The organism is Bradyrhizobium iriomotense, from assembly GCF_030160715.1.
Taxonomy (GTDB): Bacteria; Pseudomonadota; Alphaproteobacteria; order Rhizobiales; family Xanthobacteraceae; genus Bradyrhizobium; species Bradyrhizobium iriomotense.
The window spans coordinates 127,762-154,068 of record NZ_BSOW01000018.1 but is presented as its reverse complement, the minus strand read 5'-3'; the positions used below and the strand labels follow the sequence as shown (position 1 = coordinate 154,068).

At 64.7% G+C, this 26,307-nt stretch carries 28 protein-coding genes; 11 read left to right on the top strand and 17 right to left on the bottom strand.

Going from position 1 to position 26,307, the window contains the following annotated elements; translation table 11 throughout:
• The first annotated feature begins 442 nt into the window (after window positions 1-442).
• The 3 genes from QQL28_RS25350 to QQL28_RS25340 all read left to right on the top strand — a co-directional run bounded on the left by QQL28_RS25350 (window position 443) and on the right by QQL28_RS25340 (window position 3,443).
• Window positions 443-1,474 (top strand): PrsW family intramembrane metalloprotease, encoded by a 1,032-nt coding sequence (locus tag QQL28_RS25350; RefSeq protein WP_284269777.1) that lies wholly within the window; start codon window positions 443-445, stop codon window positions 1,472-1,474.
• Between the two features lie 70 nt (window positions 1,475-1,544).
• Window positions 1,545-2,123, top strand: coding sequence for an HdeD family acid-resistance protein (locus tag QQL28_RS25345; protein ID WP_284269699.1), 579 nt, complete (start codon window positions 1,545-1,547; stop codon window positions 2,121-2,123).
• 234 nt (window positions 2,124-2,357) lie between these two features.
• A complete protein-coding gene (locus QQL28_RS25340) occupies window positions 2,358-3,443 on the top strand; it encodes a 3-deoxy-7-phosphoheptulonate synthase (RefSeq protein ID WP_284269697.1) in 1,086 nt (361 codons plus the stop codon).
• A 55-nt stretch (window positions 3,444-3,498) separates the two neighbouring features.
• Here QQL28_RS25340 and QQL28_RS25335 read toward each other — a convergent pair whose 3' ends face one another.
• From QQL28_RS25335 to epmA, 3 genes are read right to left on the bottom strand one after another with little or no spacing between them, the layout of a single operon-like run.
• Window positions 3,499-3,750, bottom strand: a complete 252-nt coding sequence (locus QQL28_RS25335; RefSeq protein ID WP_284269695.1) for a hypothetical protein — start codon at window positions 3,748-3,750, stop codon at window positions 3,499-3,501.
• A gap of 31 nt (window positions 3,751-3,781) precedes the next feature.
• On the bottom strand, window positions 3,782-4,876 hold the full coding sequence (locus QQL28_RS25330; RefSeq protein WP_284269693.1) for a lysine-2,3-aminomutase-like protein: 1,095 nt from the start codon (window positions 4,874-4,876) through the stop codon (window positions 3,782-3,784).
• Entirely contained in the window at window positions 4,873-5,925 is a 1,053-nt protein-coding gene (epmA, locus tag QQL28_RS25325; protein ID WP_284269776.1) for an EF-P lysine aminoacylase EpmA, read from the bottom strand. The genes QQL28_RS25330 and epmA overlap by 4 nt, the downstream gene beginning before the upstream one ends.
• 162 nt (window positions 5,926-6,087) lie before the next feature.
• Here epmA and efp point away from each other — a divergent pair, with 162 nt between their 5' ends.
• From efp to QQL28_RS25310, 3 genes are all read left to right on the top strand, one after another.
• Window positions 6,088-6,654 carry an elongation factor P gene (efp, locus tag QQL28_RS25320; RefSeq protein WP_284269691.1) on the top strand — a complete coding sequence of 189 codons (567 nt, stop codon included), beginning with the start codon at window positions 6,088-6,090 and terminating at the stop codon, window positions 6,652-6,654.
• A gap of 53 nt (window positions 6,655-6,707) precedes the next feature.
• Window positions 6,708-8,315, top strand: coding sequence for a M23 family peptidase (locus tag QQL28_RS25315; RefSeq protein WP_284269689.1), 1,608 nt, complete (start codon window positions 6,708-6,710; stop codon window positions 8,313-8,315).
• 133 nt (window positions 8,316-8,448) lie between these two features.
• Window positions 8,449-9,357: an amino acid ABC transporter substrate-binding protein gene (locus QQL28_RS25310; protein WP_284269687.1), complete on the top strand. Its 909-nt coding sequence runs from the start codon at window positions 8,449-8,451 to the stop codon at window positions 9,355-9,357.
• Between the two features lie 142 nt (window positions 9,358-9,499).
• On the opposite strand, the gene QQL28_RS25305 is transcribed toward QQL28_RS25310, so the two are convergent.
• Window positions 9,500-9,979, bottom strand: a complete 480-nt coding sequence (locus QQL28_RS25305; protein ID WP_431309641.1) for a cupin domain-containing protein — start codon at window positions 9,977-9,979, stop codon at window positions 9,500-9,502.
• Window positions 9,980-10,035: 56 nt separating this feature from the next.
• Window positions 10,036-10,515, bottom strand: a complete 480-nt coding sequence (locus QQL28_RS25300) for a carboxymuconolactone decarboxylase family protein (RefSeq protein ID WP_284269683.1) — start codon at window positions 10,513-10,515, stop codon at window positions 10,036-10,038.
• 56 nt (window positions 10,516-10,571) lie between these two features.
• Here QQL28_RS25300 and QQL28_RS25295 point away from each other — a divergent pair, with 56 nt between their 5' ends.
• Window positions 10,572-11,072: a MarR family winged helix-turn-helix transcriptional regulator gene (locus QQL28_RS25295; RefSeq protein ID WP_431309637.1), complete on the top strand. Its 501-nt coding sequence runs from the start codon at window positions 10,572-10,574 to the stop codon at window positions 11,070-11,072.
• Here the strand turns inward: QQL28_RS25295 and QQL28_RS25290 are convergent.
• Window positions 11,069-11,221, bottom strand: coding sequence for a hypothetical protein (locus tag QQL28_RS25290; RefSeq protein ID WP_284269679.1), 153 nt, complete (start codon window positions 11,219-11,221; stop codon window positions 11,069-11,071). The genes QQL28_RS25295 and QQL28_RS25290 overlap by 4 nt on opposite strands.
• Before the next feature lie 114 nt (window positions 11,222-11,335).
• On the opposite strand from QQL28_RS25290, the gene QQL28_RS25285 reads away from it, so the two are divergent.
• Entirely contained in the window at window positions 11,336-12,562 is a 1,227-nt protein-coding gene (locus tag QQL28_RS25285; RefSeq protein ID WP_284269677.1) for a lytic murein transglycosylase, read from the top strand.
• A 12-nt stretch (window positions 12,563-12,574) separates the two neighbouring features.
• On the opposite strand, the gene QQL28_RS25280 is transcribed toward QQL28_RS25285, so the two are convergent.
• The 3 genes from QQL28_RS25280 to recJ form a co-directional block, all read right to left on the bottom strand.
• Window positions 12,575-13,366: an aldolase gene (locus QQL28_RS25280; RefSeq protein ID WP_284269675.1), complete on the bottom strand. Its 792-nt coding sequence runs from the start codon at window positions 13,364-13,366 to the stop codon at window positions 12,575-12,577.
• A gap of 93 nt (window positions 13,367-13,459) precedes the next feature.
• On the bottom strand, window positions 13,460-14,269 hold the full coding sequence (locus QQL28_RS25275) for an SDR family NAD(P)-dependent oxidoreductase (protein WP_284269673.1): 810 nt from the start codon (window positions 14,267-14,269) through the stop codon (window positions 13,460-13,462).
• A gap of 31 nt (window positions 14,270-14,300) precedes the next feature.
• On the bottom strand, window positions 14,301-16,142 hold the full coding sequence (gene recJ, locus QQL28_RS25270; protein WP_284269671.1) for a single-stranded-DNA-specific exonuclease RecJ: 1,842 nt from the start codon (window positions 16,140-16,142) through the stop codon (window positions 14,301-14,303).
• 267 nt (window positions 16,143-16,409) lie between these two features.
• Between recJ and QQL28_RS25265 the strand changes: the two genes are divergently transcribed.
• Window positions 16,410-17,498, top strand: a complete 1,089-nt coding sequence (locus QQL28_RS25265) for a methyl-accepting chemotaxis protein (protein WP_284269670.1) — start codon at window positions 16,410-16,412, stop codon at window positions 17,496-17,498.
• 250 nt (window positions 17,499-17,748) lie between these two features.
• A complete protein-coding gene (locus tag QQL28_RS25260; RefSeq protein WP_284269669.1) occupies window positions 17,749-18,108 on the top strand; it encodes a hypothetical protein in 360 nt (119 codons plus the stop codon).
• A gap of 65 nt (window positions 18,109-18,173) precedes the next feature.
• On the opposite strand, the gene QQL28_RS25255 is transcribed toward QQL28_RS25260, so the two are convergent.
• From QQL28_RS25255 to QQL28_RS25245, 3 genes are all read right to left on the bottom strand, one after another.
• Window positions 18,174-18,908 (bottom strand): hypothetical protein, encoded by a 735-nt coding sequence (locus QQL28_RS25255; RefSeq protein WP_284269668.1) that lies wholly within the window; start codon window positions 18,906-18,908, stop codon window positions 18,174-18,176.
• A 482-nt stretch (window positions 18,909-19,390) separates the two neighbouring features.
• Window positions 19,391-19,627, bottom strand: a complete 237-nt coding sequence (locus QQL28_RS25250; protein WP_284269666.1) for a hypothetical protein — start codon at window positions 19,625-19,627, stop codon at window positions 19,391-19,393.
• A gap of 208 nt (window positions 19,628-19,835) precedes the next feature.
• Window positions 19,836-20,252, bottom strand: coding sequence for an ASCH domain-containing protein (locus QQL28_RS25245; protein ID WP_284269664.1), 417 nt, complete (start codon window positions 20,250-20,252; stop codon window positions 19,836-19,838).
• Window positions 20,253-20,468: 216 nt separating this feature from the next.
• Between QQL28_RS25245 and QQL28_RS25240 the strand changes: the two genes are divergently transcribed.
• Complete coding sequence (locus QQL28_RS25240; protein ID WP_284269661.1) at window positions 20,469-21,074, top strand: glutathione S-transferase family protein; 606 nt, start codon at window positions 20,469-20,471, stop codon at window positions 21,072-21,074.
• Between the two features lie 60 nt (window positions 21,075-21,134).
• Here QQL28_RS25240 and QQL28_RS25235 read toward each other — a convergent pair whose 3' ends face one another.
• The 5 genes from QQL28_RS25235 to QQL28_RS25215 all read right to left on the bottom strand — a co-directional run bounded on the left by QQL28_RS25235 (window position 21,135) and on the right by QQL28_RS25215 (window position 26,265).
• Window positions 21,135-21,854 carry a haloacid dehalogenase type II gene (locus QQL28_RS25235; RefSeq protein ID WP_284269659.1) on the bottom strand — a complete coding sequence of 240 codons (720 nt, stop codon included), beginning with the start codon at window positions 21,852-21,854 and terminating at the stop codon, window positions 21,135-21,137.
• A 138-nt stretch (window positions 21,855-21,992) separates the two neighbouring features.
• Window positions 21,993-22,994 carry a class II fructose-bisphosphatase gene (gene glpX, locus QQL28_RS25230; RefSeq protein ID WP_284269657.1) on the bottom strand — a complete coding sequence of 334 codons (1,002 nt, stop codon included), beginning with the start codon at window positions 22,992-22,994 and terminating at the stop codon, window positions 21,993-21,995.
• Window positions 22,995-23,130: 136 nt separating this feature from the next.
• The gene (locus QQL28_RS25225; RefSeq protein WP_284269655.1) at window positions 23,131-24,447 is read right to left on the bottom strand and encodes a homoserine dehydrogenase; all 1,317 of its coding nucleotides are present in this window, start codon (window positions 24,445-24,447) and stop codon (window positions 23,131-23,133) included.
• Between the two features lie 27 nt (window positions 24,448-24,474).
• Window positions 24,475-25,695 (bottom strand): LL-diaminopimelate aminotransferase, encoded by a 1,221-nt coding sequence (locus QQL28_RS25220; RefSeq protein ID WP_284269653.1) that lies wholly within the window; start codon window positions 25,693-25,695, stop codon window positions 24,475-24,477.
• 282 nt (window positions 25,696-25,977) lie between these two features.
• Window positions 25,978-26,265 (bottom strand): hypothetical protein, encoded by a 288-nt coding sequence (locus QQL28_RS25215; RefSeq protein WP_284269651.1) that lies wholly within the window; start codon window positions 26,263-26,265, stop codon window positions 25,978-25,980.
• Window positions 26,266-26,307 lie beyond the last annotated feature (42 nt).

Genomic DNA, 26,307 nt, shown 5'->3' with positions numbered 1-26,307 from the left:
GATGGCATAGGTGTTGCTTTGTCAGGGGCATGATCCATCTTGCCGCTCCCGATCAGGTCGTCCTGCTGCTGCTCATCATAGTTTGCCTGGGCTCATGTTTTGTGCGCGTCTTCTGGCAGCTTGAGCAGGTTCGCGCACGCCGCAACCATCCGCCGTATCGGCGATAGGAGCTCCGAGCGGCGGTCTGGATGCGCGCGCCGTGAAGCGAAGATGCGATCGGAACTCATTGATTTTTCTGACTAATAGCGCCCCCACAAGATGCGCGATCCTTGATGTGGCTGTCGAGCGGAGACTGTTATGCGATTGATTGCGCTGGCGCTTTCGAGCACGGATGAACGGACGCTGTCGGGACCGTTAAGCGTTGCGATAGCAAGCGCATGACACATCGTCGCATCGCTACAAGTGGATAAGCTGACCAAGGGAACCTATTGTCCAGCCGATGTTGACCCTGCTTGAAGCATTGCCGACCGTGATCGGGACGGCCGCCGTCGCCCCGGCCCTGTTGATGCTCTGGCTCGTCATCGCGGCCGAGGAGCGCCCGGGGCCGCCTGCCCAGGTCTGGACCGCTTTCCTGCTCGGTGCAGCCAGCATCTCGCTGCTGGGGCTCGCCCGTGCGCCGTTCGCCAAGATGGTCGCAGCCCCCGACGATCCCTGGGCAGCGATCGCAATGCATTCGATCTTCGGCGTGGCGCTGCCGGAGGAAGCCGTGAAGGTCATCGCCATCGTGCTGGTCTCCTCGACCAAGCGGCGGACCTTTGCCAATCCGATGGACACGGTGGTCTACGGCGCCGCGGTCGGGCTCGGCTTTGCGGCCTACGAAAACCTCGCTTATCTCGTGCAGCATGCCGACATGTGGCGCTCGCTGGCGGCCTTGCGCAGCGTGCTCACGGTGCCCTTCCACGGCGCGCTCGGCATCATTGCGGGGGCCTATCTCGCCATCGCCCGCTCGGGCACGGCGCTCGGCGCGCATCGCCATCATCGCGACTGGGCGCGTTTCTCGAGCCGCGTCCTGATGCTGATGGGCCCGCTCGCGCTGCATGCGAGCTTCGATTTTCCGCTGCTGACCTTGCAGCGGATGCCCGACCTCGATCCGAATCTGCGGATGTGGCTCGGCGTGGCGAGCCTTGTGATCGGCTTCAGCTCGATCGCTTTCGCCATCCGCCTGGTGCGGCGCGCCGCGCGCCACCACGCACCGCGGACCGAGATCGCGCGTGAGCGCCTCAGCCAGCTGCGCCGCATGTGGGCGCTGCTGGTGATCGGCGGCGGCGTCGGCTTTGTCGGCCTCGCCTTCGTGCTGACCTCGATCCATCACTGGCTGGTCAATCCCGATCACAACGTGACGCTGGTGCTGATCCCCATCGGTCTGACTTCGATCCTGCTCGGCATCGCTCTACTGGTTGTCACAACGGCGATCTACGTTCTCGGCCGCAACCGCATCCGCACCAGTGCGGAAGGGTTTTCATCGGCGCCCTGAGGCGGGTGGTCACCGCGGAACGCACATACTAGAGTGAGCCGCATCTGGTCCTTGCGGCCTGGAGGCCTCCATGACGTCGCCCGAGCCATTTGCGCGCTTGCAGTCCGCCATGAGCCGAGCGGTCAAGGCGCATTGGAAAGCCTTCCTGTTCGAAGGCATCCTGCTCGCCATTCTCGGCATCGCTGCGCTGATCCTGCCGCCGCTCGCAAGCCTCGCAATCACGATCTTCCTCGGCTGGATGTTCCTGATCAGCGGCATCGGCGGGCTGGTCGTGACCTTCTGGGCGCGCAACATGCCGGGATTCTGGTGGTCGCTGATCTCGGCGGCGCTGGCCGTGCTCGCCGGCATGGTCCTGCTGGCGCGGCCGATGCAGGCGGTGCTGACGCTGACGATCGTGCTCGGGGCGTATTTCCTCGCCGAGGGCGTAGCCACCATCATGTATGCGCTGGAGCATCGCCGCGAGCTGACCGGCCGCTGGTCGTGGCTCGTGATCTCCGGCCTCGTCGACATCGTGATCTCATTTCTGGTCATCACGGGCCTGCCGAGCTCGGCGGAATGGGCGATCGGTATCCTCGTCGGGATCAACCTGCTGTTCGGCGGCGCCACGCTGATCGGCATCTCGCTTGCGGCGCGCAACAGCAACACTTGACCGGCGCGTCGCACTCACCCCCTTGTTGGGGGGTGACAAGCCCCAAATGCTGCGCTATAGAGCCCGCCATGATCACCTTCGCCACCAGCTATTTTTGGTACTTTAGCTACGACAGCTCGCTGGCGGCGGGAGGATCGCGCTCAATCTGACACATTGCAGCAAGACATCCGAACAGCCGCCAGACCTGGCGGCTTTTTTATTGGCCGGCAGGTTCTCTAACAACAGGAGCCCGCCGTGCTGAGCACGACCGACGATCTTCGTATCCGCGAACTGAAAGAGCTGAGCACGCCGGAAGAGGTGATGCGGGAGATCCCGCGCACGCTCACCGCGACCCGCGTGGTGATGGCAGCGCGCAACGCCATCCACGCCATCCTCAATGGCCAGGACGACCGGCTTCTGGTCGTCGTCGGTCCCTGCTCCGTGCACGATCCCAAGGCCGCGATCGACTACGCCGAGAAGCTCGCACGCCTGCGTGAGGATCTCGCCGACCAGCTCGAGATCGTGATGCGGGTCTATTTCGAGAAGCCGCGCACCACCGTCGGCTGGAAGGGGCTGATCAATGACCCCGACCTCGATGGCAGCTTCGATATCAACAAGGGCCTGCGCCTTGGGCGTAGCGTGCTGTCTGCGGTGAACAATCTGGGCCTGCCCGCCGGCGCCGAATTCCTCGACATGACGACGCCGCAATACATCGCCGACCTCGTGTCCTGGGCTGCGATCGGCGCGCGCACGACCGAGAGCCAGATCCATCGCGAGCTGGCGTCGGGGCTGTCCTGCCCGGTCGGCTTCAAGAACGGAACCGATGGTAATATCCGCATCGCTGCGGACGCGGTGAAGTCAGCCGCCCATCCGCACCATTTCATGGCGGTGACCAAGCGCGGCCGCTCGGCGATCGCGTCGACCGCGGGCAATGAAGACTGCCACATCATCCTGCGCGGCGGCAGCAAGCCGAACTACGACGCCGCGAGCGTTACGGCGGCCTGCAACGAGCTAGCCAAATCCGGCGTCGGGCCGCGCCTGATGGTGGATGCGAGCCACGCCAATTCGAGCAAGAAGCCGGAGAACCAGCCGATCGTCACCGCCGACATCGCCGGCCAGATCGCCGGCGGCGAGAGCCGCATCATGGGCGTGATGATCGAGAGCAACCTCGTCGCCGGCCGCCAGGACGTGGTGCCGGGCAAGCCGCTCACTTACGGCCAGAGCATCACCGATGGCTGCATCGACTGGACGACGACGGCGAGCGTGCTCGAGCAGCTTGCCGACGCGGTCGACGTCCGGCGCAACGCGCAGCGCTCCGGGGTCCACGAGCGCTCCGCCTGAACCCAAAAGACCTGCGGGCGGGGCGAGCTGTCGCGTCCCGCCCGCACACGAAGCTTCAGCACCCGCGGCAGATGCTCTTGATCTTCTTGTCGAGCGCCTGGTTTTCCTTGCTCAGGGGATCGCTGGGATCGCTGAGGTTCTTCTCGTTCGGCACGTCGGAAGCGCGCGGCTGGCGATGGCCGACCGGTGCGGGCGGCACCGACCCTGACGTTGCTCCTCCCGATGAAACTCCCTTGCTGCCTGTCTGGGCGATGGCCGCACCATCGAGCAGGACCAGAAGCGACAGGGCCACTACGATTTTTTTCATTCTGCTCCTCCGTAAGCCGGCGTGTCCCCGCTCAACCCTCTGGCGGATAGAGATGAACGTCGCCGCAATAGTCGACGATACGATAGCGCGTTTCCGCCGCCGCATCACCTTTGGTGGGTGCGGTATTTTGCGCCGCCAACACGTAATTCGGGCCAACCGGCGATTTGCCGGCGCCGCCGGGAAGATCGAGCACGAACTCCGGCTGGCACAGCCCCGACACCCGGCCGCGTAGCGCGCGCATCAAATCCTGCCCCTCTGCGAGCGTGGTGCGCAAATGCGCGGTGCCTGGCGCAAGATCGCCATGATGCAGATAGTAGGGCTTGATCCGACATTCGACGAAAGCACGCATCAAATCCGACAAAGCTGCGACGTTGTCATTGACCCCGCGCAGCAGCACGGACTGGCTCACCATGGGAATGCCGGCATCGACGAGGCGGGCGCAGACGGCACGCGCCTTGTCCGTCAGCTCGCGGGCGTGGTTGGCGTGCAGCGCGACCCAGGTCGTCGCGCCCTCGACCCTCAGGGCCGAAACCATCTCCTCGCTGACGCGATCGGGATCGGCCACCGGCACGCGGGTGTGCAGGCGGATGATCTTGACGTGCTCGATCTCGGCGAGATCGGCCATGATCTCGCCCATGCGACGCGGCGACAGCATCAGGGGATCGCCGCCGGTGAGGATCACCTCCCAGATCTCGCTGTGCGCGCGGATATAGTCGATCGCCGCGCGATAGGCGCTCTCCGACAGCGCGTTCTCCTTGCCCGGACCGACCATCTCCCGGCGGAAGCAGAAGCGGCAATAGACCGCGCAGACATGCACGAGCTTGAACAGCACCCGGTCGGGATAGCGATGCACGATGCCATGAACCGGCGACCAGACGTGATCGCCGATCGGATCGGCGTCTTCGCCCTGCCGCACCTCGAGTTCCGCAGCATTCGGAACGAATTGCCGCGCGATGGGATCATCGGAATCCGAGCTGTCGATGAGATCGGCGAGCTCGGGCGTGATCGCGACTGCATAGCGCGAGGCGACACGCTCGAGCGCAGCGAGTTCGGAGGCCGGCGCGAAGCCGTGCTCCACGAGCTCGGCCGGCTCGCGCAAGGTGCGCGCAAGGTTGGTCTTCGTCATGTCTCTCCTTGAGGCGGCGTCCATACCACCTGATCAATCCGCAATGCGCCGCTCGCCAGCATCACCAGCCGGTCGAAGCCGAGCGCCACGCCGCTCGCCTCCGGCATTTGGCCGACGGCGGCGAGAAAGTCCTCGTCCAGCGGATAGGCCTCGCCATAGCGGCGCTGCTTCTCCGCCATCGACAGTTGAAAGCGCCGGCGCTGCTCCTCGGCATCGGTCAATTCGCCGAAGCCGTTGGCAAGTTCCACCCCGCAGGCATAGACCTCGAACCGTTCGGCCACCCGCGGATCGTCCGCCGTCGCCCGTGCTAGCGCTGCTTCGGGAGATGGGTATTCGAACAGAATGGTCAAACGCCCCTGCCCCAGATGCGGCTCGACATGCTCGACCAGGACCTTGCTGAAGATGTCCGACCAGGTGTCGTCCTCCGCCACCCGCACCTTCGTCTTGGCGGCAGCGGCGAGCGCATCGCGGTCGCCCTCGTCGCCTGAAATGGTCGACAGCACATCGATGCCTGCAAACTGCTCGAAAGCAGAGGCAACCGTCAGAAGCTCCGGCTCCGCAAAGGGATCGGCGGCCCGGCCACGGAACGAGAACTGCCCGATCCCGGTCGCCTGCGCGGCACGTGCGATCAACACGATGCAGTCGGCCATGATGGAATCATAGGGGGCGCCTGCGCGGTACCATTCCAGCATAGTGAATTCGGGCAGATGCAGGTCGCCCCGCTCCCGGTCTCGAAACACCCGCGCCAGCTCGAAAATCCGGGGCTCCCCGGCCGCGAGCAGCTTCTTGCAGGCGAACTCCGGCGAAGTCCGTAAATACCGCGTCACCCGGCTGCCGTCAGGGCGCACGATCTCGGTCCGGGGCGCGTGCAGATGGGTCTCATTGCCCGGCGAGACCTGCAAAACCGAGGTTTCGACCTCGACAAAGTCCTGTTCTGCGAAAAAGCCCCTGACGGCCGCGGTGATCGCCCCCCTTGCCTGGAGGAACGGTCGCCGGTCGATATGCCGGTTGGGCGCCCAGAACGGACTGATGGGCTTGTCCCCAGCCATTAACTGACCGCTCCAGGGACCAGCAAAATGCTGGCATCCAACGGCAAAATCAGTATGTTGCGGCCCGAAACGGGCGCCGTGGCCCCATTTGAGGCCCCAAGTCCCCCCGAAATCAGACCATGACCTGGCCGGTGCCGGGCCAAGCAAGCAGGAAATATAGCTTTGAGAGTCATCGCCAGTTCTATTCGCAAGGGCAACGTGATCGAGCAAGACGGCAAACTTTACGTCGTCGTGACCGCCGAGAACATCCATCCCGGCAAGGGCACCCCGGTCAGCCAGATCGAAATGCGCCGAATCAGCGACGGGGTAAAGATCTCCGAGCGCTACAAGACCACCGACCAGGTCGAGAAGGTCACGATAGAAGAGCGCAACTATACCTTCCTCTATGAGGATGGTGACGGCTACCACTTCATGAACCCGGAGACCTACGATCAGGTCCAGGTTTCCAAGGACATCATCGGCACCTCGGCCGCCTATCTCCAGGAGAGCATGACCGTCAAGCTGTCCATGCACGACGCCAACCCGGTGTCGATCGCGCTGCCGCAGCGCGTGACGCTGGAAGTGGTCGAGACCGAGCCCGTGACCAAGGGCCAGACCGCCTCCTCCTCCTACAAGCCCGCAGTGCTCTCCAACGGCGTCCGCACCACCGTGCCGCCGCACATCTCGGTTGGCACCCGCGTCGTGGTGATGACGGAAGACGGTTCGTACGCCGAGCGCGCCAAGGACTAGGCAAAGCGACCGAACGGTCGGAACAGGCAAGGTCGCCGGGGGGCGAGACAACAGTGGGCAGACACAGCTTCCGCTTCGTCTCGTCTCTCCTTGGGTTGCTTACGCTTCTGGTCGCCGGCTGTCCGCCGTTGTCCGCGGACGAATTCCGCACCCCCTCGCTCACGGCCCTGCGCGTCGACTGGCGCGTAGCGCTCGACCAGCTCCGCAGCGAAATCAACGCGCATCCCGCGGTCGCCGGTGACTTCGTGTTCACGCAGCGCCGCTCGGTCGGCCGCTTCGATCCCCGCGCGCTGCCGGCGCTGGTACAGCTCAACGGGGTTTCCTCGCAATTCTTCTCAGGTATCGCGCGCAGCTCCGTTCCGGTGCTGCTGCCCTTCGACGCCGCCGCCTATCTCGACGCGCAGCGCAGCGGCGCGCCGGCGAACATGTCGCTGGTCCGCTACCAGTTCGACTTCAGCCCGGCTGACCTGTTCGATGCCGGCCCTGCCGGCTACGACGCCGTCTTCTCGCTCGAGCCGGGCGCCGGCGACGGTCTGCCGCAACGGGTGTTCGCAAAGCCGGTCGAGGTCCAGATCACCGGCTCCGCGCTGATCTACGATCTCGCCGATCCCGCCGGCGGCAAGGGCGAGCCGGTCAAGTCGCTCGCCGGCCAATATCCGGATCTGCGCCGGTTCATCCGTGAAGGCTATGTGCGCTACGCCTTCAGCCGTTTCGGCGCCGCCTATGTCGTGTCCATCCAGTGCCTCGACAGCGTCGCAAAACCGCGGCGGCTCGCCTGCAAGGAGGCTTATCCGGTTGCCGAGCGTTTCCTGAAGGCATTGCATGTCGCGGGCGGCCAGCGCACGCGTCCGCTGACGGACGTCGCCTCCGAGATGGTCGATCGGCCTTTGGGGCGATCGGCGGATTTCGGCTACCGGCCGAGCGGCGACATCATTCCCAACACCGGCTACCGCAAGCAGGCGGGCCATCCCGACGTCATGGCCTATGCCCAGATCCGCTTTCCGCTCGCGAAGGCGCCGGCCTTCGTCCGCTCGCAATCCTACGGCAAGCGCGACAAGATGGAGGGGCCGGCCGCCTATCCCTGGCGTGATAATTTTTGCGAATCTCGCAGCTTCGAGGTCTGGCAGTGCCCGGGTGGCTATGGCCACCAGGGTGAGGACATCCGCGCCGCCGATTGCGCAGCGAATACTGATGCCGGCGAACGTTGCGACCCTAAGCAACGAAGCGTCGTCGCCGTACGCGACGCGACCGTGATCCGCGGGCCGAAGGACCAGGCGGCGACGCTCCAGATCAACAGCCGCACCGAGCATATCCGCTTCCGCTACATGCACATGAACCCATCCGCGATGAACGCCGACGGTCTCGTCAACGGCCGTATCGTCAGCGAGGGCGAGAAGATCGGCGTGATCTCCAACTATCTCGACCATCCCGGCGGCACGTCGCTTCACCTGCATTTCGACGTCCAGGTGTTCACCCGCGACGGCTGGATCTGGGTCAACCCCTACATCACCCTCGTCTCCGCCTATGAACGCCTGATCCGCGGCCGCGGCCGCGAGATCGGACCGGAGGTCGCTGGCGCGGCGCAGCCGCTTGCGCACGCGCTGCCCGAAGATGCGGTCAAGCCGGACCAGCGAGAAGGCGCGAGCAACGAGGAGAATTGAGGCGAGCGAGGGAAGGCCAGGACGCGCCCTCCCTTTATTCCCCCGCCTCTATCTGGCCTCAGAATTGCTTGGGTGCTTGGCAGGCGCAGCGGCCGCGCGCGAGCGCCGCAGTGAAACGGAATAAGGGAAGCACATGCGTTTTCTGACCACGGCGGCCATGCTGGCCGTCGCGTTCGCCGCCCCTGCCGATGCGCAGGAGCTGAGCGGCACGTTAAAGAAGATCAAGGATACCGGCGCGATCACGCTCGGGGTGCGCGACGCAGCACCGCCTTTCAGCTATATCGACGATCACCAGAAGACCGTCGGCTACGCGATCGACATCTGCATGAAGATCGTCGACGAGATCAAGGCCGAGCTCAAGCTCGACAAGCTCGAGGTCAACGAGAGCGTCGTCACCTCGTCCAACCGCATTCCGCTGATGGCCAACGGCACCATCGATCTCGAATGCGGCTCGACGACCAACAATGCCGAGCGCCAGAAGCAGGTGTCCTTCACCAACACGCATTTCCTCACGGCCAGCCGCTTCGTGTCCAAAAAGGCGCTTAAGCTCGATCAGATCGACGACCTCAAGGGCAAGGCCGTCGTCTCCGTCTCTGGCTCGACCAATCTGGTGCAGCTCAACAAGGCCAATGCCGCCCGCTCGCTTGGCATCACGGTGATGAATGCCAAGGACACCCCCGAAGCGTTCCTGATGGTCGAGACCGACCGGGCCCAGGCCTTCGTCATGGACGACATCCAGCTCGCGGCCATGATAGCGTCCGCAAAGGAGCCGTCGATCTACGCGATCAGCTCTGGCGCCTTCTCCGATCCGGAGCCCTACGGCATCATGCTGCGCAAGGACGACGCGCCATTCAAGACGGTGGTCGATCGCGCGACTGCCAAGCTCTACAAGAGCGCCGAGATCGAGAAGATCTACGACAAGTGGTTCATGGAGCCGGTGCCGCCGCGCGGTCTGAACTTCCACGTCCCGATGCCCGCTTCGATGAAGAAGTCCTTCGCGAGCCCGTCCGACAACCCGGATCCGGCCTCGTACGGAGGTTAATCGCTACGCGGGTCCAGTTGCGATGTTCGCAATCCTCATCATCGTCGGCATTTTCAGCGCAGGAATGGCCGCAGGCTATGGCATCCGTGACGCGATATCGCGGCGCCGGCGCAGGAGGTCAAGGCACGCCGGTTAGCCCGCGCTAGTTGATGAACGTCGTGAGCTGGGCACCTTCATCCGCCACGAACACGGCGATCAGCTCCGCCGGCTCCGTGTTGCTTGCGTTCGCCGACACCAGATGCGTCGAGCCCGGCGGCTCGAAGAAGGACTGCCCGACCGTGAAGGTCTCGACCGGGCCGCCGCCGAGCTGGGAGCGGATCTCGCCCTTGGTGATATAGGCGGTGACGGAGCCGGCGTGCCGGTGTGGCCGCGAGAAGCCGCCCGGGCCGTAAGTGACCCGCACGATAGTGACGCGCTTGCCCGGCACGTTCGGCAGCGCGTAGGAGCCGATCGGCTCGACCTTGTCGAGCGGCGATCCTTCCGCTGCGTTGGCACAGAGCGGCGCCAGCGCGCCGGAGACGGCGTCCATCGTCGACGGCAGCGCCTTTCCGAGGGCCAGTGCGCAGGCGAGACCCGCGACGATCGCGAGCGACAGCGGTCGCGATTGAGGCCGCCAGGGCATGGCGGAGATGACTGATATCGTTGACGACATCCTGTGTCCTCCCGAAGGTTGTGGGATCACGACGCCTTGGCGTGCGTCACGGCCGGCCGCTGCGGCGGCGTCCAGCGGTAGGCGGCCCCAAAGCGGTTCCAGACGTTGATCGAGGCGACCGCCGAGGTCAGGTACATCAGCTCCTTTTCGGAGAATTCGCGGCTCGCCTCGGCGTAGACGTCGTCGCTGACACCTTCCGGCAGGAAAGTCAGCGCCTCGGTCCAGGCGAGCGCGGCCCGCTCGCGCGCCGAAAAGATCGGTGCCTCGCGCCACACCGCGACCAGACTGAGCTTGTCGACGGGGACGCCCAGCCGCTCGGACAGCAGGATGTGATGCTGCACGCAGAAGGCACAGCCGTTGATCTGCGAGGCGCGCAGCTTGATCAGCTCGAGCAGCTGCTTGTCGAGACCGGCCTTGGCCGCAAGCTGGCCGAGCGCGAGCGTCAGGTCATAGGCATCGGGGGCAAGCGCCTTGAAGTCTTCATATTCGCTGCGGGCGTGTGACATGGACCTCACCTCGTGATATTATAAGTGTACTTACAAGTTATCAGGGCTCTGATATTATGCGCAAGCCTCGCCAGATCACAAATATGCAACCGGAACGGACGGTCGTTCCGCCTGCCCCCGGCGAAGGCAAACGCGGCGAAGAGGGTTATCTCGGCTATCTCTTGCGCCAGGCGCAGGCCGCAGTGAGGCTTAGCATGGAACGGAGCCTTGCCGATCTCGGCGTGACACCGCCGCAATTTGCGGTGCTCACCATGCTGAAGGCCTATCCCGGTCTCTCCGGCGCCGAGGTTGCCCGCCTGACCTTCCTGACGCCGCAGACCGTCGGCGTGATCATCGGCAATCTCGAACGCGACGGCGCGATCCGCAAGTCGCCGCATCCCGTGCACGGCCGCATCCTGCAATGGACGTTGACGGCGCGCGGCAAGGCGCTTCTGAAGACGTGCCGGGAGCGTGTTCTCGCTTTGGAGCAGCGCCTCGCCGCGGGGCTGGACGCGAAGGCGGAAACTGCTATCCGCCGCTGGCTGGCTCGGATCGCGACGGATCTGCAGGAGGGTTAGTCGCCGCCCCGGTCGAAATCGGCAAAGTCCCCGCCGGTGCTGTAATGCCCGCCGCCAAGGGTTTCCGCGATGATCGCCACGATCACAGCGAACAGCTCGCCGGCAAAGGGCAACGGATTGGCGCGGATGAGGTCGAACAGCTCCTGCATGCCGCCATTCTGCGCAATCACATGCGAAGGTTCCGTAAACCGATGGGCCGAAAGTCGTCCCTCCGGCTTCAGGTTTCACCAACGAGAACGCCTGCTTCCGGCTAAACTGTCTGCATGAACAAGCCTGATTCCTCACCCCATCCGACCCGCCGCGCCGCGCTGCAATCCGTGCTCGGCGCAGCCGCCCTCATCGCCTCGCCGGCCCTTGCAGCCGCTCCGCCCGGCTTCGAGGAATGGCGCGAGAGTTTTCGCGCGCGCGCGATGGCCAAGGGCATTTCGGCCGCCACCTGGCAGCGCGCGATGGCGCGTGTCGAGCCGGACATGAGCGTGTTCAAGGAGATCCGCAACCAGCCGGAGTTCAACGAACAGGTCTGGCAATACATCAATCGCCGCGTCTCCGACTGGCGCATCATCAACGGCAAGATCGCGCTGAAGAACAACGAGGCGCTGTTCGCACGCATCGAGCGTGATTTCGGCGTCGAGCGCGGCACGTTGCTCGCGTTGTGGGGTGTGGAATCCGCCTATGGCGATCCACTGGTGCAGCAGAACCACATGAAGCCGGTATTTCCCTCGCTTGCTGCGCTCGCCTGGAACGAGCCGCGGCGAAAGGCCTATTGGGAAACCGAGCTGATCAACGCGCTACGCATCGTCGACAAGGGCTGGGGCACGCCGGACGAGATGCAGGGTTCCTGGGCCGGCGCGATGGGACATTCGCAGTGGATGCCGGAAGTTTGGCTCAATGTCGGCATCGACTATGACGGCGACGGCAAGGTGTCGCCGTTCGGCAAGCCCGACGATGCGCTGGGCTCGACCGCAAAATATCTCGTCAACCGCGGCAAGTGGCACCGCGGCGAGCATTGGGGCTACGAGGTGCGCGCGCCCGGCAACATGAGCGGCGGGCGAACCTATGCGGCTTGGCAAGCCGCCGGAGTCACGCGCGCCGACGGCCAGCCGTTTCCGCAACCCAATGCGTCGGCGCAGATGTGGACGCCGGTCGCTGGCGGGCCGACGTTTTTGCTGGGACCGAACTTCTATTCGGTGAAGAGCTACAATCCATCGATGAACTATGCGCTGGCGATCTGCCACCTCGGCGATCGCTGCCTGGGCGCGCCGCCGTTCATCCAACCCTTCCCCGGCTCCGAGCGCGCGCTGACCCTCGCGGAAGTGCAGGAGATGCAGACGCGTTTGACGAAAGCCGGATTCGACACCGGCGGCACCGACGGCCGCGTCGGCAACGACACCATGAAGGCAATCAAGGATTTTCAGCAGAGGACCGGCATAACGCCCGCAGACGGCTATGGCGGACTGAAGGTGCTGGCGAAACTGCGGCAGGGCTCCTGAAGCGATCCCGCCTCAATGCCGGTACTGAGGCTCTTCCGCGTCGAGCTGGCGGCGGATTGCGGCGAGATGCAGCCGCGCGGATTCGGAATCACCCTCGCGCATCTGCCTGTAGGTCGCGGCCGCAATCGCGGGATCGACGGGGAGCACCTTGCGCCCCGTCGACATCGCCAGCACCTGCACCTCGGCGGCGCGCTCGAGATAATAGAGATCGTCCCAGGCCTCCGCGATCGTCGGGGCCAGCACCATCACGCCGTGATGTTTCATGAAGACGATGTCGGCATCACCAATAGCGGAGGCGATGCGCGCGCCCTCGCGATTATCGAGCGCGAGGCCGTTGTAGTCGCGATCCACCGCCGTGCGGCCGTAGAATTTGAGCGCGGTCTGGCCGGCCCAGATCAGGGGATCACCCTCGGTCATCGACAGCGCCGTGGCATAGGGCATGTGAGTGTGGAAGGCGACCTTGGCGCGCGGCAGGCGCTTGTGAATCTCGGCATGGATGTAGAACGCGGTCGCCTCGGGCTGGCCGTCGCCGTCGAGCACATTGCCGTGGAAGTCGCAGATCAGCAGTTTTGACGCCGTCAGCTCACGGAAGGCGTAGCCATAAGGATTGACGAGAAAGAGGTCGTCATGGCCCGGCACCACTGCGGAGAAGTGATTGCAGATGCCCTCCTCAAAGCCGTTCCGCGCCGCCATCCGGAAACAGGCGGCGAGATCCTCGCGGGCGGAGCGGATCGCATCGGTGGCGAGGTCCGGCCGGTTCGAGCGAACGGGCGCGGGCGCGTCGGAATGCAGGCTATGGGCCATGGCAATGAGGTCTCTTCGGGGAGGTCGTTGCCCGGCTTGTACAGGGGCGAGGCGCAGGCGTCAGCCCCTCGCCCCGCCACCCTGCCCTGCGCCTCACGCCCGCCGCGGCGCGCTGCCGGCGTTCATGCCACCGTCGATGACAAGCTCCGTGCCGGTGACGTAGCGCGAGGCGTCGGAGGCGAGATAGAGCACGCCGCTGGCGATCTCCGCGGCCTGCCCCGCACGCGCCAACGGGGTTGCAAGCTTGGCGCGTTCCTCCGGATCGATCGGTGCATTGCCCTGGTTGCCGGCGGCGCTCGTCGGGATCTTGCCCCAGATCGGCGTGTCGATGATGCCGGGATGCACGGAGTTGACGCGGATGCCGTCGCCGGCGCCGGCACATTCCATCGCAATCGATTTTGCGAACAGCCGCACGCCGCCTTTGGTGGCCGAATAGGCCGATAGCCCCGGCGCACCGCGCAGACCCGCAAGCGAGGACATCATGATGATCGAGCCGCCGCCGATTTTGCGCATCAACGGCAGGCAGTGCTTGACCGAGAGAAACACGCCGTCGAGGTTAACCGCGTTCTGCTTGCGCCAGTCGGCAAGCGTCATATCGACGATCGAGGGGACGGCGATGCCGATGCCGGCATTGGCGACCAGTACGTCGAGCCGGCCGTAGCGTTTCGCGATCTCGGCCGCGATCTCCACCCAGCGCTCCTCGCTGGTGACATCTTGCTCAAGAAAGATCGCCTTGCCGCCGGCTTTGGTGATCCGCGCCACCACCTCGGGGCCACGAAGATCATCGACGTCGGTTGCGATGACGGTTGCGCTCTCCTTCGCCAGCAATTCGACGACGGCTTCACCGATGCCCGAAGCGCCGCCCGTCACCAGCGCGACCTTGCCCTCTACCTGTCCTGTCATTTGCACTCCCCTTTTTGTTGTTGGTTTAGGCTTATCGGATGGTTTGTGGCCCCTGGTCGGGCAAGGCGACGTCGATCACGCGGAGTTGCACACGCTCGGCACCCTGGTAGCGGTCGAGCGACAGCGCGCCCGCGACATGCAGCTGTTGGCCGCGATTGGCGAGAAGCGCGTTGCCGAGCTTCTGGCCGACCGAGCGGAACGCGATCCCGTTGACGATCGCGCCATCGCCCGATTTGAAGCGCAGCCACAAATGGGCTTGCCCGACCTCATCGGCATAGACGAGCTGATGCGCCGGCAGCGCCAGCACGGCTTCCGGATTGCCGCTGCCGAAGGGGCCGGCGCGATTGAGCGTGTTGGCGAGCTCCGGCGTCACCGCGCGCGCGGACACCGCGCCGTCGATGAAGAGCTCGTTGACGTGGCGCGCTTCCGCGACGTCGCGCGCGAGCGCACTTTCGAGGTAGGCGCGGAATTCGGCGAGCTTCTCCTTGCGCAGCGTGACGCCGGCGGCCATGGCGTGCCCGCCGCCTTTGAGCAAAATGCCGTCGGCAACAGCCTGCCGCACCGCCTTGCCGAGATCGACGCCGGCGATCGAGCGCCCCGAGCCGGTGCCGATGCCGCCGGGCTCGAGCGCGATGGCAAACGCCGGCCGTGAAAACTTCTCCTTCAGCCGGGAGGCGACGAGGCCGACCACGCCGGGATGCCAGCCTTCGGAGGCGGTGACGATCACGCCGAGCTTGTCCTCGAGCCCGATCGAGGCGAGCGCCTCGGCTTCGGCCTGGGCTTCGGCCGCCTGCTCGATGACGCGGCGCTCGCCGTTGAGGCGGTCGAGCTCGGCGGCGATCCGCGCGGCCTCGACGCTGTCGCCTTCCAGCAGCAGCCGAACGCCGAGATCGGCGCGGCCGATGCGCCCGCCTGCGTTGATGCGCGGTCCCAGCATGAAACCGAGATGCCAGGCCTCCGGCGGGCCATTGAGCCGCGCCACATCCATCAGCGCGGTATGGCCGACATGGTCGCGCCGCCGCATCGCGATCAGCCCTTTGGCGACGAAGGCGCGGTTGAGGCCGATGAGCGGCGCCACATCGGCCACCGTGCCGAGCGCGACGTGATGCAGCATGCCCAGGAGATCGGGCTCGGGCACCTCGGAAGTCCAGAAGCCGCGCTGGCGGAGCTCGCGGTTAACGGCAACGAGCGTCACCAGCACGAGGCCCACGGCGGCGAGGTGGCCAAGGCCCGAGAGATCGTCGAGCCGGTTCGGATTGACCAGCGCGTCAACCGCCGGCAGCTCCGTGCCGGCCTGATGGTGATCGATCACGACCACGGACATGCCGAGCCGTTTTGCTTCCGCAAGCGGCTCGATGCTGGTGGTGCCGCAATCGACGGTGACGAGCAGCGTGGCGCCCTTCGCCGCCAGCGCGCGCACGGCCTCCGTGTTGGGGCCGTAGCCCTCGAAAATGCGGTCAGGAATGTGGATCAGCGGATCGAGCCCGCAATGGCGCAGATGCCAGGCGAGCAGCGCGGCCGAGGTCGCGCCGTCGACGTCATAGTCGCCGAAGATCGCGACCTTCTCGCCTCGTACCGCTGCCTCCGCGATGCGTTTGGCGGCGGCTTCCATCTCCGTCACGGTGAACGGGTCCGGCAGCAGCTTGCGGATGGTCGGATCGAGGAAATCGCTGACCGCGTCGACGTCGACGCCGCGCCCGGCCAGCACCCGCGCCAGCAGCTCCGGGAGCTGATGGCGCTGCACGATGGCGAGCGCCCTCGCCGCTCCGCGCGCGTCCAGCCGGTCACGCCAGAGCTTGTCGGTCAGCGAGCGCGCGACGCCGAGGAACGCCTGGGGCAGCTCGACGGGCAAGGCGGTGGCAGGCGGCGTCATGATTCGAAGGCTTCGATGGGTCCAGATCAGGTCGGTCGTCTCGGGCGGTTAGGATTCCGCCGGGAATCTCGGGGGATTTGCAATGTCCGGACCGAACAAAGCGGTGGATTGCCGTATCCGTATGCGGTCTGACTATCATTTGAGCAGCCGCGCCGACAGCAAATTAAGCGGGCGTTAGGTGGAATCCTCGAAAAAGGCTCGTATTCGATCTGTATTTCTGGTTCCGGATCATTGCAGATCAGACTTCATTGCAAGGGAATGCCCTCGATGTCTGCTGCGCTGGCCCTGAAGACCAAGCCGCTTTCCACCGGAACCAACTCCGAAGCTGCCGACGACAATTCCGACATCTCCGCGCTGATCAACCGGCTGACGGCCGAGGTCAACCAGATCGCAGTCGACAAGACCAAGTCGATCCAGCAGATCACCAACCAGATGAAGATGCTGGCGCTGAACGCGCTGATCGAGAGTTCGCGCGCCGGCGCGCAAGGCGCGGGCTTCGCCGTGGTGGCGCAGGAGGTGCGCGGCGTCGGCCAGCAGGTCGAGACCATCGCGCGCGAGCTCGAGACGCAACTGACGAAACGCACCGGCGATCTCGTCTCCTCGATCGAGCGGATGAGCCAGCGCTCGCGCGGCGAGCGCATGGTGGATCTGTCGCTCAACGCCATCGAGTTGATCGACCGCAACCTCTATGAACGCACCTGCGACGTGCGCTGGTGGGCGACCGATTCGGCCGTGGTCGACTGCGCCGCCTCCCCAAGCGCGGCGGCGGTTTCGCACGCCGCTCAGCGTCTCGGCGTCATCCTCGGCGCCTACACCGTGTATCTCGACCTTTGGCTCTGCGACCTCGACGGCAACGTCATCGCCAATGGCCGTGCCGACCGCTTCCGTGTCGTCGGCCAGAACGTCGCCAACACGAAATGGTTTCGCGAGGCGCGCTCCTTGCGCAGCGGCGACGACTATGTCGCTGGCGACGTCGAGAACCAACCGCTGCTCGGTAACGCGCAGGTTGCGACCTATTGCGCCAGCGTGCGAGCCGGCGGCCAGGCCAACGGCGCGCCAATTGGCGTGCTCGCGATCCATTTCGACTGGGAGTCGCAGGCCCGCGCGATCGTGCAGGGCGTGCGCGTCGGCGACGGCGACAAGGCGCGCGTGCTGCTGGTCGACTCGAACTTTCGCGTCATCGCGGCCTCCGACGGCCAGGGCATTTTGTCTGAGCGCGTGTCGATCTCGCTGAACGGCCAGCGCTCCGGCTTTTATCACGACCGCACCGGCGCATTGGTCGCCTTCCATGCCACGCCCGGCTACGAGACCTATCGGGGGCTCGGCTGGTACGGCGTGATCGTCTGCGGGGCCTGAGGCCGGAGCCGGTCGATACGACGCCGGCGCAAGGTCGGCCGGTTCGCCTGCCCGATCAAAAATTGCGAAAACAACCCCATGCAAAGGAGCCGGGGTTGCGAACCCGCTCTTACGAATTTCGGAAAAACAGTTGACGCGTCGGGCAAATCAGGTGTATTAGTCGATCATCGCGAGGTTTGCGGCAGGCTGCGAAGAGGCTTGCACTTTGATTTGAATCGCCTCCCCGCAATCGACTGTCTATGGTCTGCTGATGTCGCGTCTCGTGTGTCTGTCGATTACCGTCATTCTGTCGCTGCTCCCGGCCGTCGCGCCGGCGGCGCCAGTTCACAAGCGGCCGGCGCCCGTCTGGCATGGCTACGGCTTTTTGCCGGGCTATCGCCAGCCGCTGAGCAACAGCCTCCCGCCTTATGCCCAGAAAGACGCGATGCGGCGCATGGCGCGCAGCAACCGACGCCCTTGGTATATCGACCCGGTCCCCTACTACTACGGCTACGACGGCAACTGGCACTATTTCGGCCGGCCTGGCTTTTACGGCGGGCACTACAATGGTGGCGGTTTTGGTCCGTGCTGGACGCGGACACCGATCGGAGCGATCTGGAATTGCGGCTGATCAGCCGATCGCTCATCGGTTGACGACCGTCGCCGAGCCGCCCCCGATAGAAATTGCCGGACCTGTCAGACGGCCAGCATACCGCCCCGAAGAGTACGGCTCGAGCCTAAGAGGAAAACGACGCCCACGGCCATCAACAGCACGCCCAGCCAGCTTGCCATCCACCCCGGCCCGTCCTCGTCCGCCTTGGCAGCGGGATCTGCAACGGCCAGAGGGACAACCGCGTCGCCGTCTGCCGACGCAGCAGCCAGGAGCGTCTCCACGTCGACCTGGCGCGCCTGGGGATTGGGGGCCGTGAGTTGATCGGCCGGGAGCTTAATCATATCGGGTGCAGATCGCGCGAGCGCCGCGGCCGTGGCGGCGACGGGGCTGGCATCGGCCACCTTGAGCTCGGGCGCGGGCGGCGCCAGACCGTTGCCGTCCGTCCGCGCGGAGGGCAGTAGCTCCGCATGCACATCCACGACGGACTTCAGCCTGCGAGAGGTGGCTTCGCGTTTCTTCGATGCGGCGACTTTCTTCGCGGCCTGACGGTGAACCAACTTCTTCACGATCCGAGTGTCCTCCGCGACCTGGAACCAGCATTTGCGATGGCCGTCGACGCGATAGACCCAATGCTGGCCCTCGGCGGCCGACTTGCCGGGCCGCGACGCGCAATCCGTTTTGGCAGGAGTTGGCGGCGAGGCTTCCGCCGGATCGGCTTCGCCCAACAAGGCAGAGAAGGGATTCGAAGATGCAGGTGTCGATAGACCTGCCACAAGGAGAAAAGCAGCGGAGCAAAAAAATCGCAAATGACCGGACATGAAAACCCCCGGTGTTGCGCCCCGCCCTACACGATCCCTGACACGATCCTTGGCCCCAACCTAGGTCGCAATGCGACTCAAATTGGGCAACGCGGAGGCTTCATTCCGCTCCAACAACGAGAGTCCCAGCCCGAATTCAGAACCACCAGGCGGCCTGTAGCTCGCCACCTCTTCTGCGTCCGCAGGGTCCAACGCTCTCCAGAGATCGTCAGGTATCGATGCCGTACGCGGCTCGATTTCGCGGCCAGATTCATTCAAATCGAATCGATCGGGTGATACTTCAACTCCCGACGGTTCAATTCCGAGCGAAGCAATTCAGCATATGCGCGTAGGCTACGACCAACACAGCGGGAGCGACCGCCGCTCGCGCTGTCTGCCATCACTTGCCGCCGAACACTTTCCCATAGCCACAACAAGCTTTCATCCTTGGAGCTTGAAAAATCCATTCGTACAGAACCCCTGGCTCGTCTTGCAGAAGATGATCACCCCACTCCTTCGATCAGCGCTCTCCAGCCAAGCGCATCGTCACTCATCAACAGCGAAACCCCAAGCGCCGCCAAGTGGGGTGGCAATTCGCAATCGGGGCGGGCGTTCATATCATTGAAAAACACGGCGGCTGCTTTTCTGAGATCGCCTCGGTTGAGATAGTCGAATGCTCGTTGCTTGCACCGCGCGACATATTTGTCGCGGGGCATGCCAACAATCAGGGAACGATCCATTTAGTCTGCAATCCATCCAGCAAAATAAGCAGGGCAGATTTGAACCTGTCAGCTACCGACCGTCTGTTCGAAAGACGACAAACCGACTCTTTTGTCGTTGGAGTGTGTGAGGAAGGACACAGGCGCGCGGAACAGGCCGGCAGATGTCAGGTTTCAGGCCGGATGTCCGTTTGCGCTGGCCGACGCGAGGCAGTTTGCGGATACTGCGCTATGGTTCCGCGTGCGGGAGATCGCCGAAAACCTCGACCAGGCGGAAGCGCTCGCACATCAGCATCATGTCCTCGCTGAATCGTCCGAGTCGGCCGAAATAGGCCCTATGGGCGCCGCGCCAATAGGCCAGGCTCCGATCGCCTTCCCCTTCATCGCAGGCAAAGGCGGCGTCAACTTCATGGAAGCCCCGATATGTGACCTCGGTGGTTTCGATGACACAGCGCGGTTCTCCACGTCCGTCGAGCACGACCCAGCGCTCGCCGGGCGTCGAGGTGTTCGGCTCGTCTTCCGTGCTGCACGTTGCGGTCTTGAGGCCCTTGATGACGAGTTCGACCAATTCATCTGCGAGTGCAGGACCATCGCCGAAGGCGAACGTCCGGAGGTGCCGATACCGTTCGGGAACCGTCTTGCTCATGGTCTTCCGAATTCCTTGGGGAATGCCGATGTTACACGAACCCGCTCGACGCGCGGAGACGATACTTGCCTGGCAAGATCGCACCTGATCTAAACGCAATCCTATCACAACCTGATCGCGAATACGGGACTTGGTCAATGCCTGAGGTCATCGAGTTGGACACCACGCCCAACCCCTGTTTTTTTGCGTGAGTTGCGGCCTTTCATCGAGGACGAGATGCTGCTCATCGGGGTAAATCGATCACCGTTCACGCGGCGCGTCGCCATAACGCTCAAGATCTATGACATGCCGTTCGAGCAGCGGCCTCTTTCAGGCTTCGGCAATCGGGACGACGTACGCGCAAGCAATCCGCTCGGCAGGATCCCCGCACTGATGCTCGACGATGGCGAGTCGCTGGTCGACAGCAACGCCATCATCGACCATCTCGACGAGGTGTATGGCCGCCATCGCGCCCTGACGCCTGCCAGCGGCCGGGACCGCCGCGCCGTGCAAAAGGTTGCAGCGCTAATGATGGGCGCCTGCGAGAAAGGCCTTCAGGCCGCCTACGAGCGCAATCATCATCCACCGGAAAAGCTGCACCAGCCGTGGATCGACGACTGCATGGCGCAGATGACAAATGCGCTATCTACGATTGATGCCATGATCGAGCAGGACTCGCCCTATTTGCTGCTCGGCCGTCTCACCCAAGCCGATGTCACCGCTTTCGTCGCGGAACGGCTCGCCAGGGGGCTCGGCGTTGACACGGCTGCGCGTATGCCCCGTCTGCGCGAACTGGCAATGCGCCTTGTCGAGGAGGACGCGTTCCGCTCGACCGAGCCTTGAACGCAACCGCATCACTGGCAGGGCAAGGCAGGCGTTACCAGAGCCTGCTAGTGCCCTGCCCTAACACCCCAGCCTGTCGGCAATCCCGCCAAAATCCTTGGCGACGATGTCCCACTTGCCGGTGGCTTCGAAGTCGACCTTTTGGGGCGGGCCGTATTCGGTCGGCCGCGCAACGAACGCGGTCTTGAGGCCGTTCTTCTGCGCGGCCAGCAGATCGCCGTTGTGGGCGGCGACCATCATGACCTCCTCCGGCTTGAGGCCGAGGAGCCGCGCTGCGCCGAGATAGGTTTCGGGATCTGGCTTGTAGTGCTCGAACAGCTCGGCCGACATCACGAGGTCCCAGGGAAGGCCAGCGAACTTCGCCATGTTGGTGAGCAGCGCGACGTTGCCGTTCGAGAGCGGCGAGATCACGAATTTGGTCTTGAGCCGCGTGAGGCCGGCGACGCTGTCAGGCCAGGGGTGCAGGCGATGCCAGCCCCTGGTGAGGTAATCGAGATCGGCTTCGGTGAGGCCCTTGATGGCGAGCTTCTCGACCAGCTTCTCCAGCGAGCGGCGATGCAAATCGTCGAGGATGACATAGCCGCGCTCGGGGTGCTTGCGCACGTCATCCATCGAGGCGATGTACATGCCGCGCCACCCGTCGACCAGCGCAGTCCAGTCAGCGGCGATGCCGCGGCCCTTTGCCCACCACATGAAATCGGTGATCAGGCTGGTGCGCCAGTCGACGACCGTGCCGAATACGTCGAAGACCAGAGCTTTGACGGCGGAGAGATCGGACATGTGCGCTTCCTCTTGTTGTCATTCCAGGGCGCGACGCAGTCGCGAACCTCAGATGCGCAATTGCGCATCGGGGAATCCAGAAGTTATCGCGCGAGATTCCGGGTTCTCGCTTCGCGAGCCCCGGAATGACAGAGAGCATTAGTCCAGATGGAACTTCGCCAGCTCGCGGTGCTCGGCCTTGATGTAGCGCACGGTGCCGGTGACCGAGCGCATCACGACGGTCTCGGTCTCGATCACGCCGTCCTTGCGGAACTTGACGCCCGAGAGCAGCGAGCCGGTGGTGACGCCGGTGGCGGCGAACAGGCAGTCGCCGCGCGCCATGTCCTCGATGCCGTAGATCATCTTCGGATCGTTGACGCCCATCTTGGCGGCGCGCTCGCGCTTCTCGTCGGAGTCGAGAATCAGGCGGCACTGCATCTGGCCGCCGATGCAGCGCAGCGCCACCGCGGCGAGCACGCCCTCCGGCGCGCCGCCGGTGCCGAGATACATGTCGACGCCGGTGTTGTCGGGGTCGGCGCAGTGGATCACGCCGGCGACGTCGCCGTCGGTGATGAGGCGCACGGCCGCGCCCGTCGAACGCACGCTCTGGATGATGTCGGCATGCCGCGGACGGTCGAGCACGAGCACGGTGATCCCCTCCGGCCCAACGCCCTTGGCCTTGGCGAGCCGGCGGACGTTGTCGGCCGGCGAGGCATCGAGCTCGACGACGCCCTTGGCGTAACCCGGGCCGATCGCGAGCTTCTGCATGTAGACGTCGGGCGCGTGCAACAGCGTGCCGCCGTCGGCCATCGCCATGGTCGCGATCGAACCCGGCATGTTCTTGGCGCACAGCGTGGTGCCTTCGAGCGGGTCAACCGCGATGTCGACCTGCGGACCGGCGTTCAAGCCAACCTTCTCGCCGATGAAAAGCATCGGCGCCTCGTCGCGCTCGCCCTCGCCGATCACGATCGTGCCTTCGATCGGCAGCTTGTTGAGCTCGCGCCGCATGGCGTCGACGGCGGCCTGGTCAGCTGCCTTTTCCAGCCCGTGTCCGCGCAACCGCGCCGACGACACCGCCGCCCGTTCCGTCACGCGCACGATCTCCAGCGTGAGAATGCGCTCGAGCAGCATCTGCGGGGGGACTGAAATATGGGTCGACATCGGCTCACTCCTTCAAAACAGCTCAGGCAGAAATCCCTGCCCGCTCAACTCGCACGCACGCGTTCCGGTTCGAACCGCGCTTTGGTTTGAGCATGATCGTTCCGGCAAACCGCTTCACACTTTGCCGGATCATGCTCTAGTTCTTCTCGATCCGTATCACCTGCGGCCGCCCGCTGATCACCTTGTCGTGCTGCACGGCGGCCAGCGCGCGGCGCACGGCGTCCTCGTGGGTCGCGTAGGTGATCAGGATGACGGGCACGGGCACGGCCTTGCCGCTCGTCTGCGCAGGAACGCCGTTGGGGTGGCGCTGCACGATCGATTCGATCGAAATCTTCTGCTCGGCGAGCCTCGTGGCGATTGCAGCCGCAGTGCCCGGGAAGTCGCGCGCCAGGAGGCGGATGTAGTAGCCGCCCTCGTGCCGCTCCATCGGCGCCTTGCTGGTGTCGCGCAGTTGCGCGACCGGCCGTCCGAACGGATTGGCGCGAATGCCGCGCGCCACATCGGCGATATCGGCGACGACGGCGGATGCGGTTGCAGCTCCGCCCGCACCGGGGCCGACGAGCGTGATCGGCGGAATGCCCTCGCCATCGATCGTGACCGCATTGGTGACGCCCATCACCTGCGCAATCGAGGACGACTTTGGAACCATGGTCGGATGCACGCGCTGCTCGATACCCTTCGCCGTGCGCACGGCAACGCCGAGCAGCTTGACGCGGTAACCGAGATCGGCGGCCGCGCGAAGATCTTCCGGAGCGATCGAGGAGATGCCTTCGACATACACGGCGCGTTGAGCAACTTTCGTGCCGAAGGCGAGGCTTGCGAGGATCGCGAGCTTCTGTGCGGTGTCGTGGCCGTCGACGTCGAAGGACGGATTGGCCTCGGCATAGCCGAGCCGCTGCGCATCCTTCAGGCATTCGGCGAACGACAGGCCTTCCTGCTCCATCCGCGTCAGGATGTAATTGCAGGTGCCGTTGAGGATGCCGTAGACGCGGTTGATGCCGGTTCCGGCAAGACCCTCACGTAACGTTTTGATGACGGGGATCGCGGCGCCGACGGCTGCCTCGAAATTCAGCGCACCGCCGTGCTTTTCGGCGGCTTTCGCCAGCTTGATGCCGTGCTTGGCGAGCAGCGCCTTGTTGGCGGTGACGACGGACTTGCCCGCAGTCAGCGCGGCCTCGACGGCGGACAGCGCGGGGTCGCCTGCCCCGCCCATCAGCTCGACGAAGCAGTCGATGCCGGGATGCGTGGCGAGCGCGAGCGGATCCTTGGCCCATTCGACGCTGCGCAGGTCGATGCCGCGCTTCTTCGCCTTGGAGCGCGCGGTGACGGCGACGACGCGAATGCCACGGCCGCTGCGGCCTGCGAGCACGCGGGCCTGGGTTTCAATCAAACGGACAACTTCGGCGCCCACAGTGCCGAGCCCCGCGATACCCACTTTCAGGGGTGCGACCATAATGCTTCGAAAACCTGCCGGAAGGAATTAACGCCGATTGGCGAGCGGAACGACGTTGTGCAACGTTTCGATGCCGCTTTCAAGGAAGCGGCGCACGCCGCGCGCGGCCTGCCTGATCCGTTGCTCGTTTTCCACCATGGCGATACGGACATATCCTTCGCCATGCTCGCCGAAGCCGACGCCGGGCGATACCACCACGCCGGATTTCTCGACCATCAGGGTCGCGAACTCCATGCTGCCGACGCTGCGGAAGGCTTCCGGCAGCGGCGCCCATGCGAACATAGACGCATCCGGCGGCGGAATCTCCCAGCCGGCGCGGCCGAACGACTCCACCAGCGCGTCGCGGCGCTTGCGGTAGGTGTCGCGCATCTCCTTGATACAATCGTCGGGACCGTTCAGCGCCGCGGTCGCGGCAACCTGGATCGGCGTGAACGCGCCGTAATCGAGATAGGACTTCACGCGGGCGAGAGCTGCGATGACGCGCTCGTTGCCGACCGCAAAGCCCATGCGCCAGCCGGCCATCGAATAGGTCTTCGACATCGAGGTGAACTCGACGGTGACGTCCATCGCGCCAGGCACCTGAAGCACGGAGGGCGGCGGGTTGTTCTCGTCGAAATAGACCTCGGCATAAGCGAGATCGGACAGGATCAGGATCTCGTGCTTCTTCGCGAAGGCGACGAGGTCCTTGTAGAAGTCGAGGCTCGCGACATAGGCGGTCGGGTTCGAGGGATAGCAGACGACGAGCGCGAGCGGTTTCGGGATCGAGTGGACGATCGCCCGCTCGACCGCTTCGAAGAACTGCGGTGTCGGCTCCGACGGCACCGAGCGGATTACGCCGCCCGCCATCAAAAAGCCGAAGGCGTGAATCGGATAGCTCGGATTGGGACAAAGGATGACGTCGCCCGGCGCGGTGATCGCCTGCGCCACGTTGGCGAAGCCCTCCTTCGAGCCGAGCGTCGCGACGACCTGGGTGTCAGGATTGAGCTTCACACCGAAGCGCCGGGCGTAATAGCCGGCTTGCGCCTTGCGCAAGCCGGGGATGCCGCGCGAGGCGGAGTAGCGGTCGGTGCGCGGCTTGCCGAGGGTCTCCTTGAGCTTCTCCAGCACATGCGGCGGGGCCGGCAGGTCCGGATTGCCCATGCCGAGGTCGATGATGTCGGCGCCGGCGTTCCGCGCGGCCGCCTTGGCCCGGTTGACCTGTTCGAACACGTAAGGTGGCAGACGGCGGATACGGTAAAATTCTTCCATGGGTTCCAGGCTCCGAGCAGCCGGCCAGGGCAGAATCGGGCGGCCTCGACAATGCAAATCGAGAGGATGCCGGACCCCGCCTGAAAATCGCTCCAAATCAAAAGCTTAGAGCAAGATCCTTAAGGCGGGGACTGAACTCCCTCACCCTGACTTTCGGCTGAATGAGGTCTTTTAGCACGGAGACGCGGGCACGCCAGCGATTACGTTGGCGCGCGGTTACTCAATCTCAGGGGGTACCTGGCGCAAGGGGGTACCTTGCTCAAGGGGGTACCTTGCTCAAGACTACTTGCCGCTTGCATCCTTGGCGGCCGCCGCCGTCGCCTGGCGGTCGCGCGCGGCCGTCAGCTCGGCTTCGATCTTGGCGCGCTGATCCGGTGGGATCACCGCCTCGTCGCGCGCCGGCGGCAGATCATGCACGGGCAGATAGCCGCCCGCCTCTTTCGGATGCGGCTGCGTGTCAGCCGGTGTCAGATCGGCAATCTGGCTTGAGCAGCCGCCGAGCGTCAACGCAATGATGAGCAGCGCGCACGGCGCAAGCCGCCTCGTTTGTCGGTCCCTCAACGCCAACACTTGGGAATCCCCTACTCGTCCCAACAGCACGGCCGATGGAGC

Bases quoted from the DNA above. Each gene is read 5' to 3' on its own strand.
- QQL28_RS25305 (WP_431309641.1), bottom strand. From the start codon at position 9,979: ATGCCCTGGCGGCCTCAATCGCGACCGCTGTCGCTCGCGATCGTCGCG.
- QQL28_RS25255 (WP_284269668.1), bottom strand. From the start codon at position 18,908: ATGTCCGGTCATTTGCGATTTTTTTGCTCCGCTGCTTTTCTCCTTGTG.
- QQL28_RS25220 (WP_284269653.1), bottom strand. From the start codon at position 25,695: ATGGAAGAATTTTACCGTATCCGCCGTCTGCCACCTTACGTGTTCGAA.
- QQL28_RS25235 (WP_284269659.1), bottom strand. From the start codon at position 21,854: ATGTCCGATCTCTCCGCCGTCAAAGCTCTGGTCTTCGACGTATTCGGC.
- QQL28_RS25335 (WP_284269695.1), bottom strand. From the start codon at position 3,750: ATGAAAAAAATCGTAGTGGCCCTGTCGCTTCTGGTCCTGCTCGATGGT.
- QQL28_RS25225 (WP_284269655.1), bottom strand. From the start codon at position 24,447: ATGGTCGCACCCCTGAAAGTGGGTATCGCGGGGCTCGGCACTGTGGGC.
- QQL28_RS25260 (WP_284269669.1), top strand. From the start codon at position 17,749: ATGTCGCGTCTCGTGTGTCTGTCGATTACCGTCATTCTGTCGCTGCTC.
- QQL28_RS25300 (WP_284269683.1), bottom strand. From the start codon at position 10,515: ATGTCACACGCCCGCAGCGAATATGAAGACTTCAAGGCGCTTGCCCCC.
- QQL28_RS25290 (WP_284269679.1), bottom strand. From the start codon at position 11,221: ATGCAGGAGCTGTTCGACCTCATCCGCGCCAATCCGTTGCCCTTTGCC.
- QQL28_RS25285 (WP_284269677.1), top strand. From the start codon at position 11,336: ATGAACAAGCCTGATTCCTCACCCCATCCGACCCGCCGCGCCGCGCTG.
- QQL28_RS25245 (WP_284269664.1), bottom strand. From the start codon at position 20,252: ATGAGCAAGACGGTTCCCGAACGGTATCGGCACCTCCGGACGTTCGCC.
- QQL28_RS25295 (WP_431309637.1), top strand. From the start codon at position 10,572: ATGCGCAAGCCTCGCCAGATCACAAATATGCAACCGGAACGGACGGTC.
- QQL28_RS25310 (WP_284269687.1), top strand. From the start codon at position 8,449: ATGCGTTTTCTGACCACGGCGGCCATGCTGGCCGTCGCGTTCGCCGCC.
- glpX (WP_284269657.1), bottom strand. From the start codon at position 22,994: ATGTCGACCCATATTTCAGTCCCCCCGCAGATGCTGCTCGAGCGCATT.
- QQL28_RS25240 (WP_284269661.1), top strand. From the start codon at position 20,469: ATGCTGCTCATCGGGGTAAATCGATCACCGTTCACGCGGCGCGTCGCC.
- epmA (WP_284269776.1), bottom strand. From the start codon at position 5,925: ATGGCTGGGGACAAGCCCATCAGTCCGTTCTGGGCGCCCAACCGGCAT.
- QQL28_RS25275 (WP_284269673.1), bottom strand. From the start codon at position 14,269: ATGACAGGACAGGTAGAGGGCAAGGTCGCGCTGGTGACGGGCGGCGCT.
- QQL28_RS25280 (WP_284269675.1), bottom strand. From the start codon at position 13,366: ATGGCCCATAGCCTGCATTCCGACGCGCCCGCGCCCGTTCGCTCGAAC.
- recJ (WP_284269671.1), bottom strand. From the start codon at position 16,142: ATGACGCCGCCTGCCACCGCCTTGCCCGTCGAGCTGCCCCAGGCGTTC.
- QQL28_RS25265 (WP_284269670.1), top strand. From the start codon at position 16,410: ATGTCTGCTGCGCTGGCCCTGAAGACCAAGCCGCTTTCCACCGGAACC.
- QQL28_RS25250 (WP_284269666.1), bottom strand. From the start codon at position 19,627: ATGGATCGTTCCCTGATTGTTGGCATGCCCCGCGACAAATATGTCGCG.
- QQL28_RS25330 (WP_284269693.1), bottom strand. From the start codon at position 4,876: ATGACGAAGACCAACCTTGCGCGCACCTTGCGCGAGCCGGCCGAGCTC.
- QQL28_RS25345 (WP_284269699.1), top strand. From the start codon at position 1,545: ATGACGTCGCCCGAGCCATTTGCGCGCTTGCAGTCCGCCATGAGCCGA.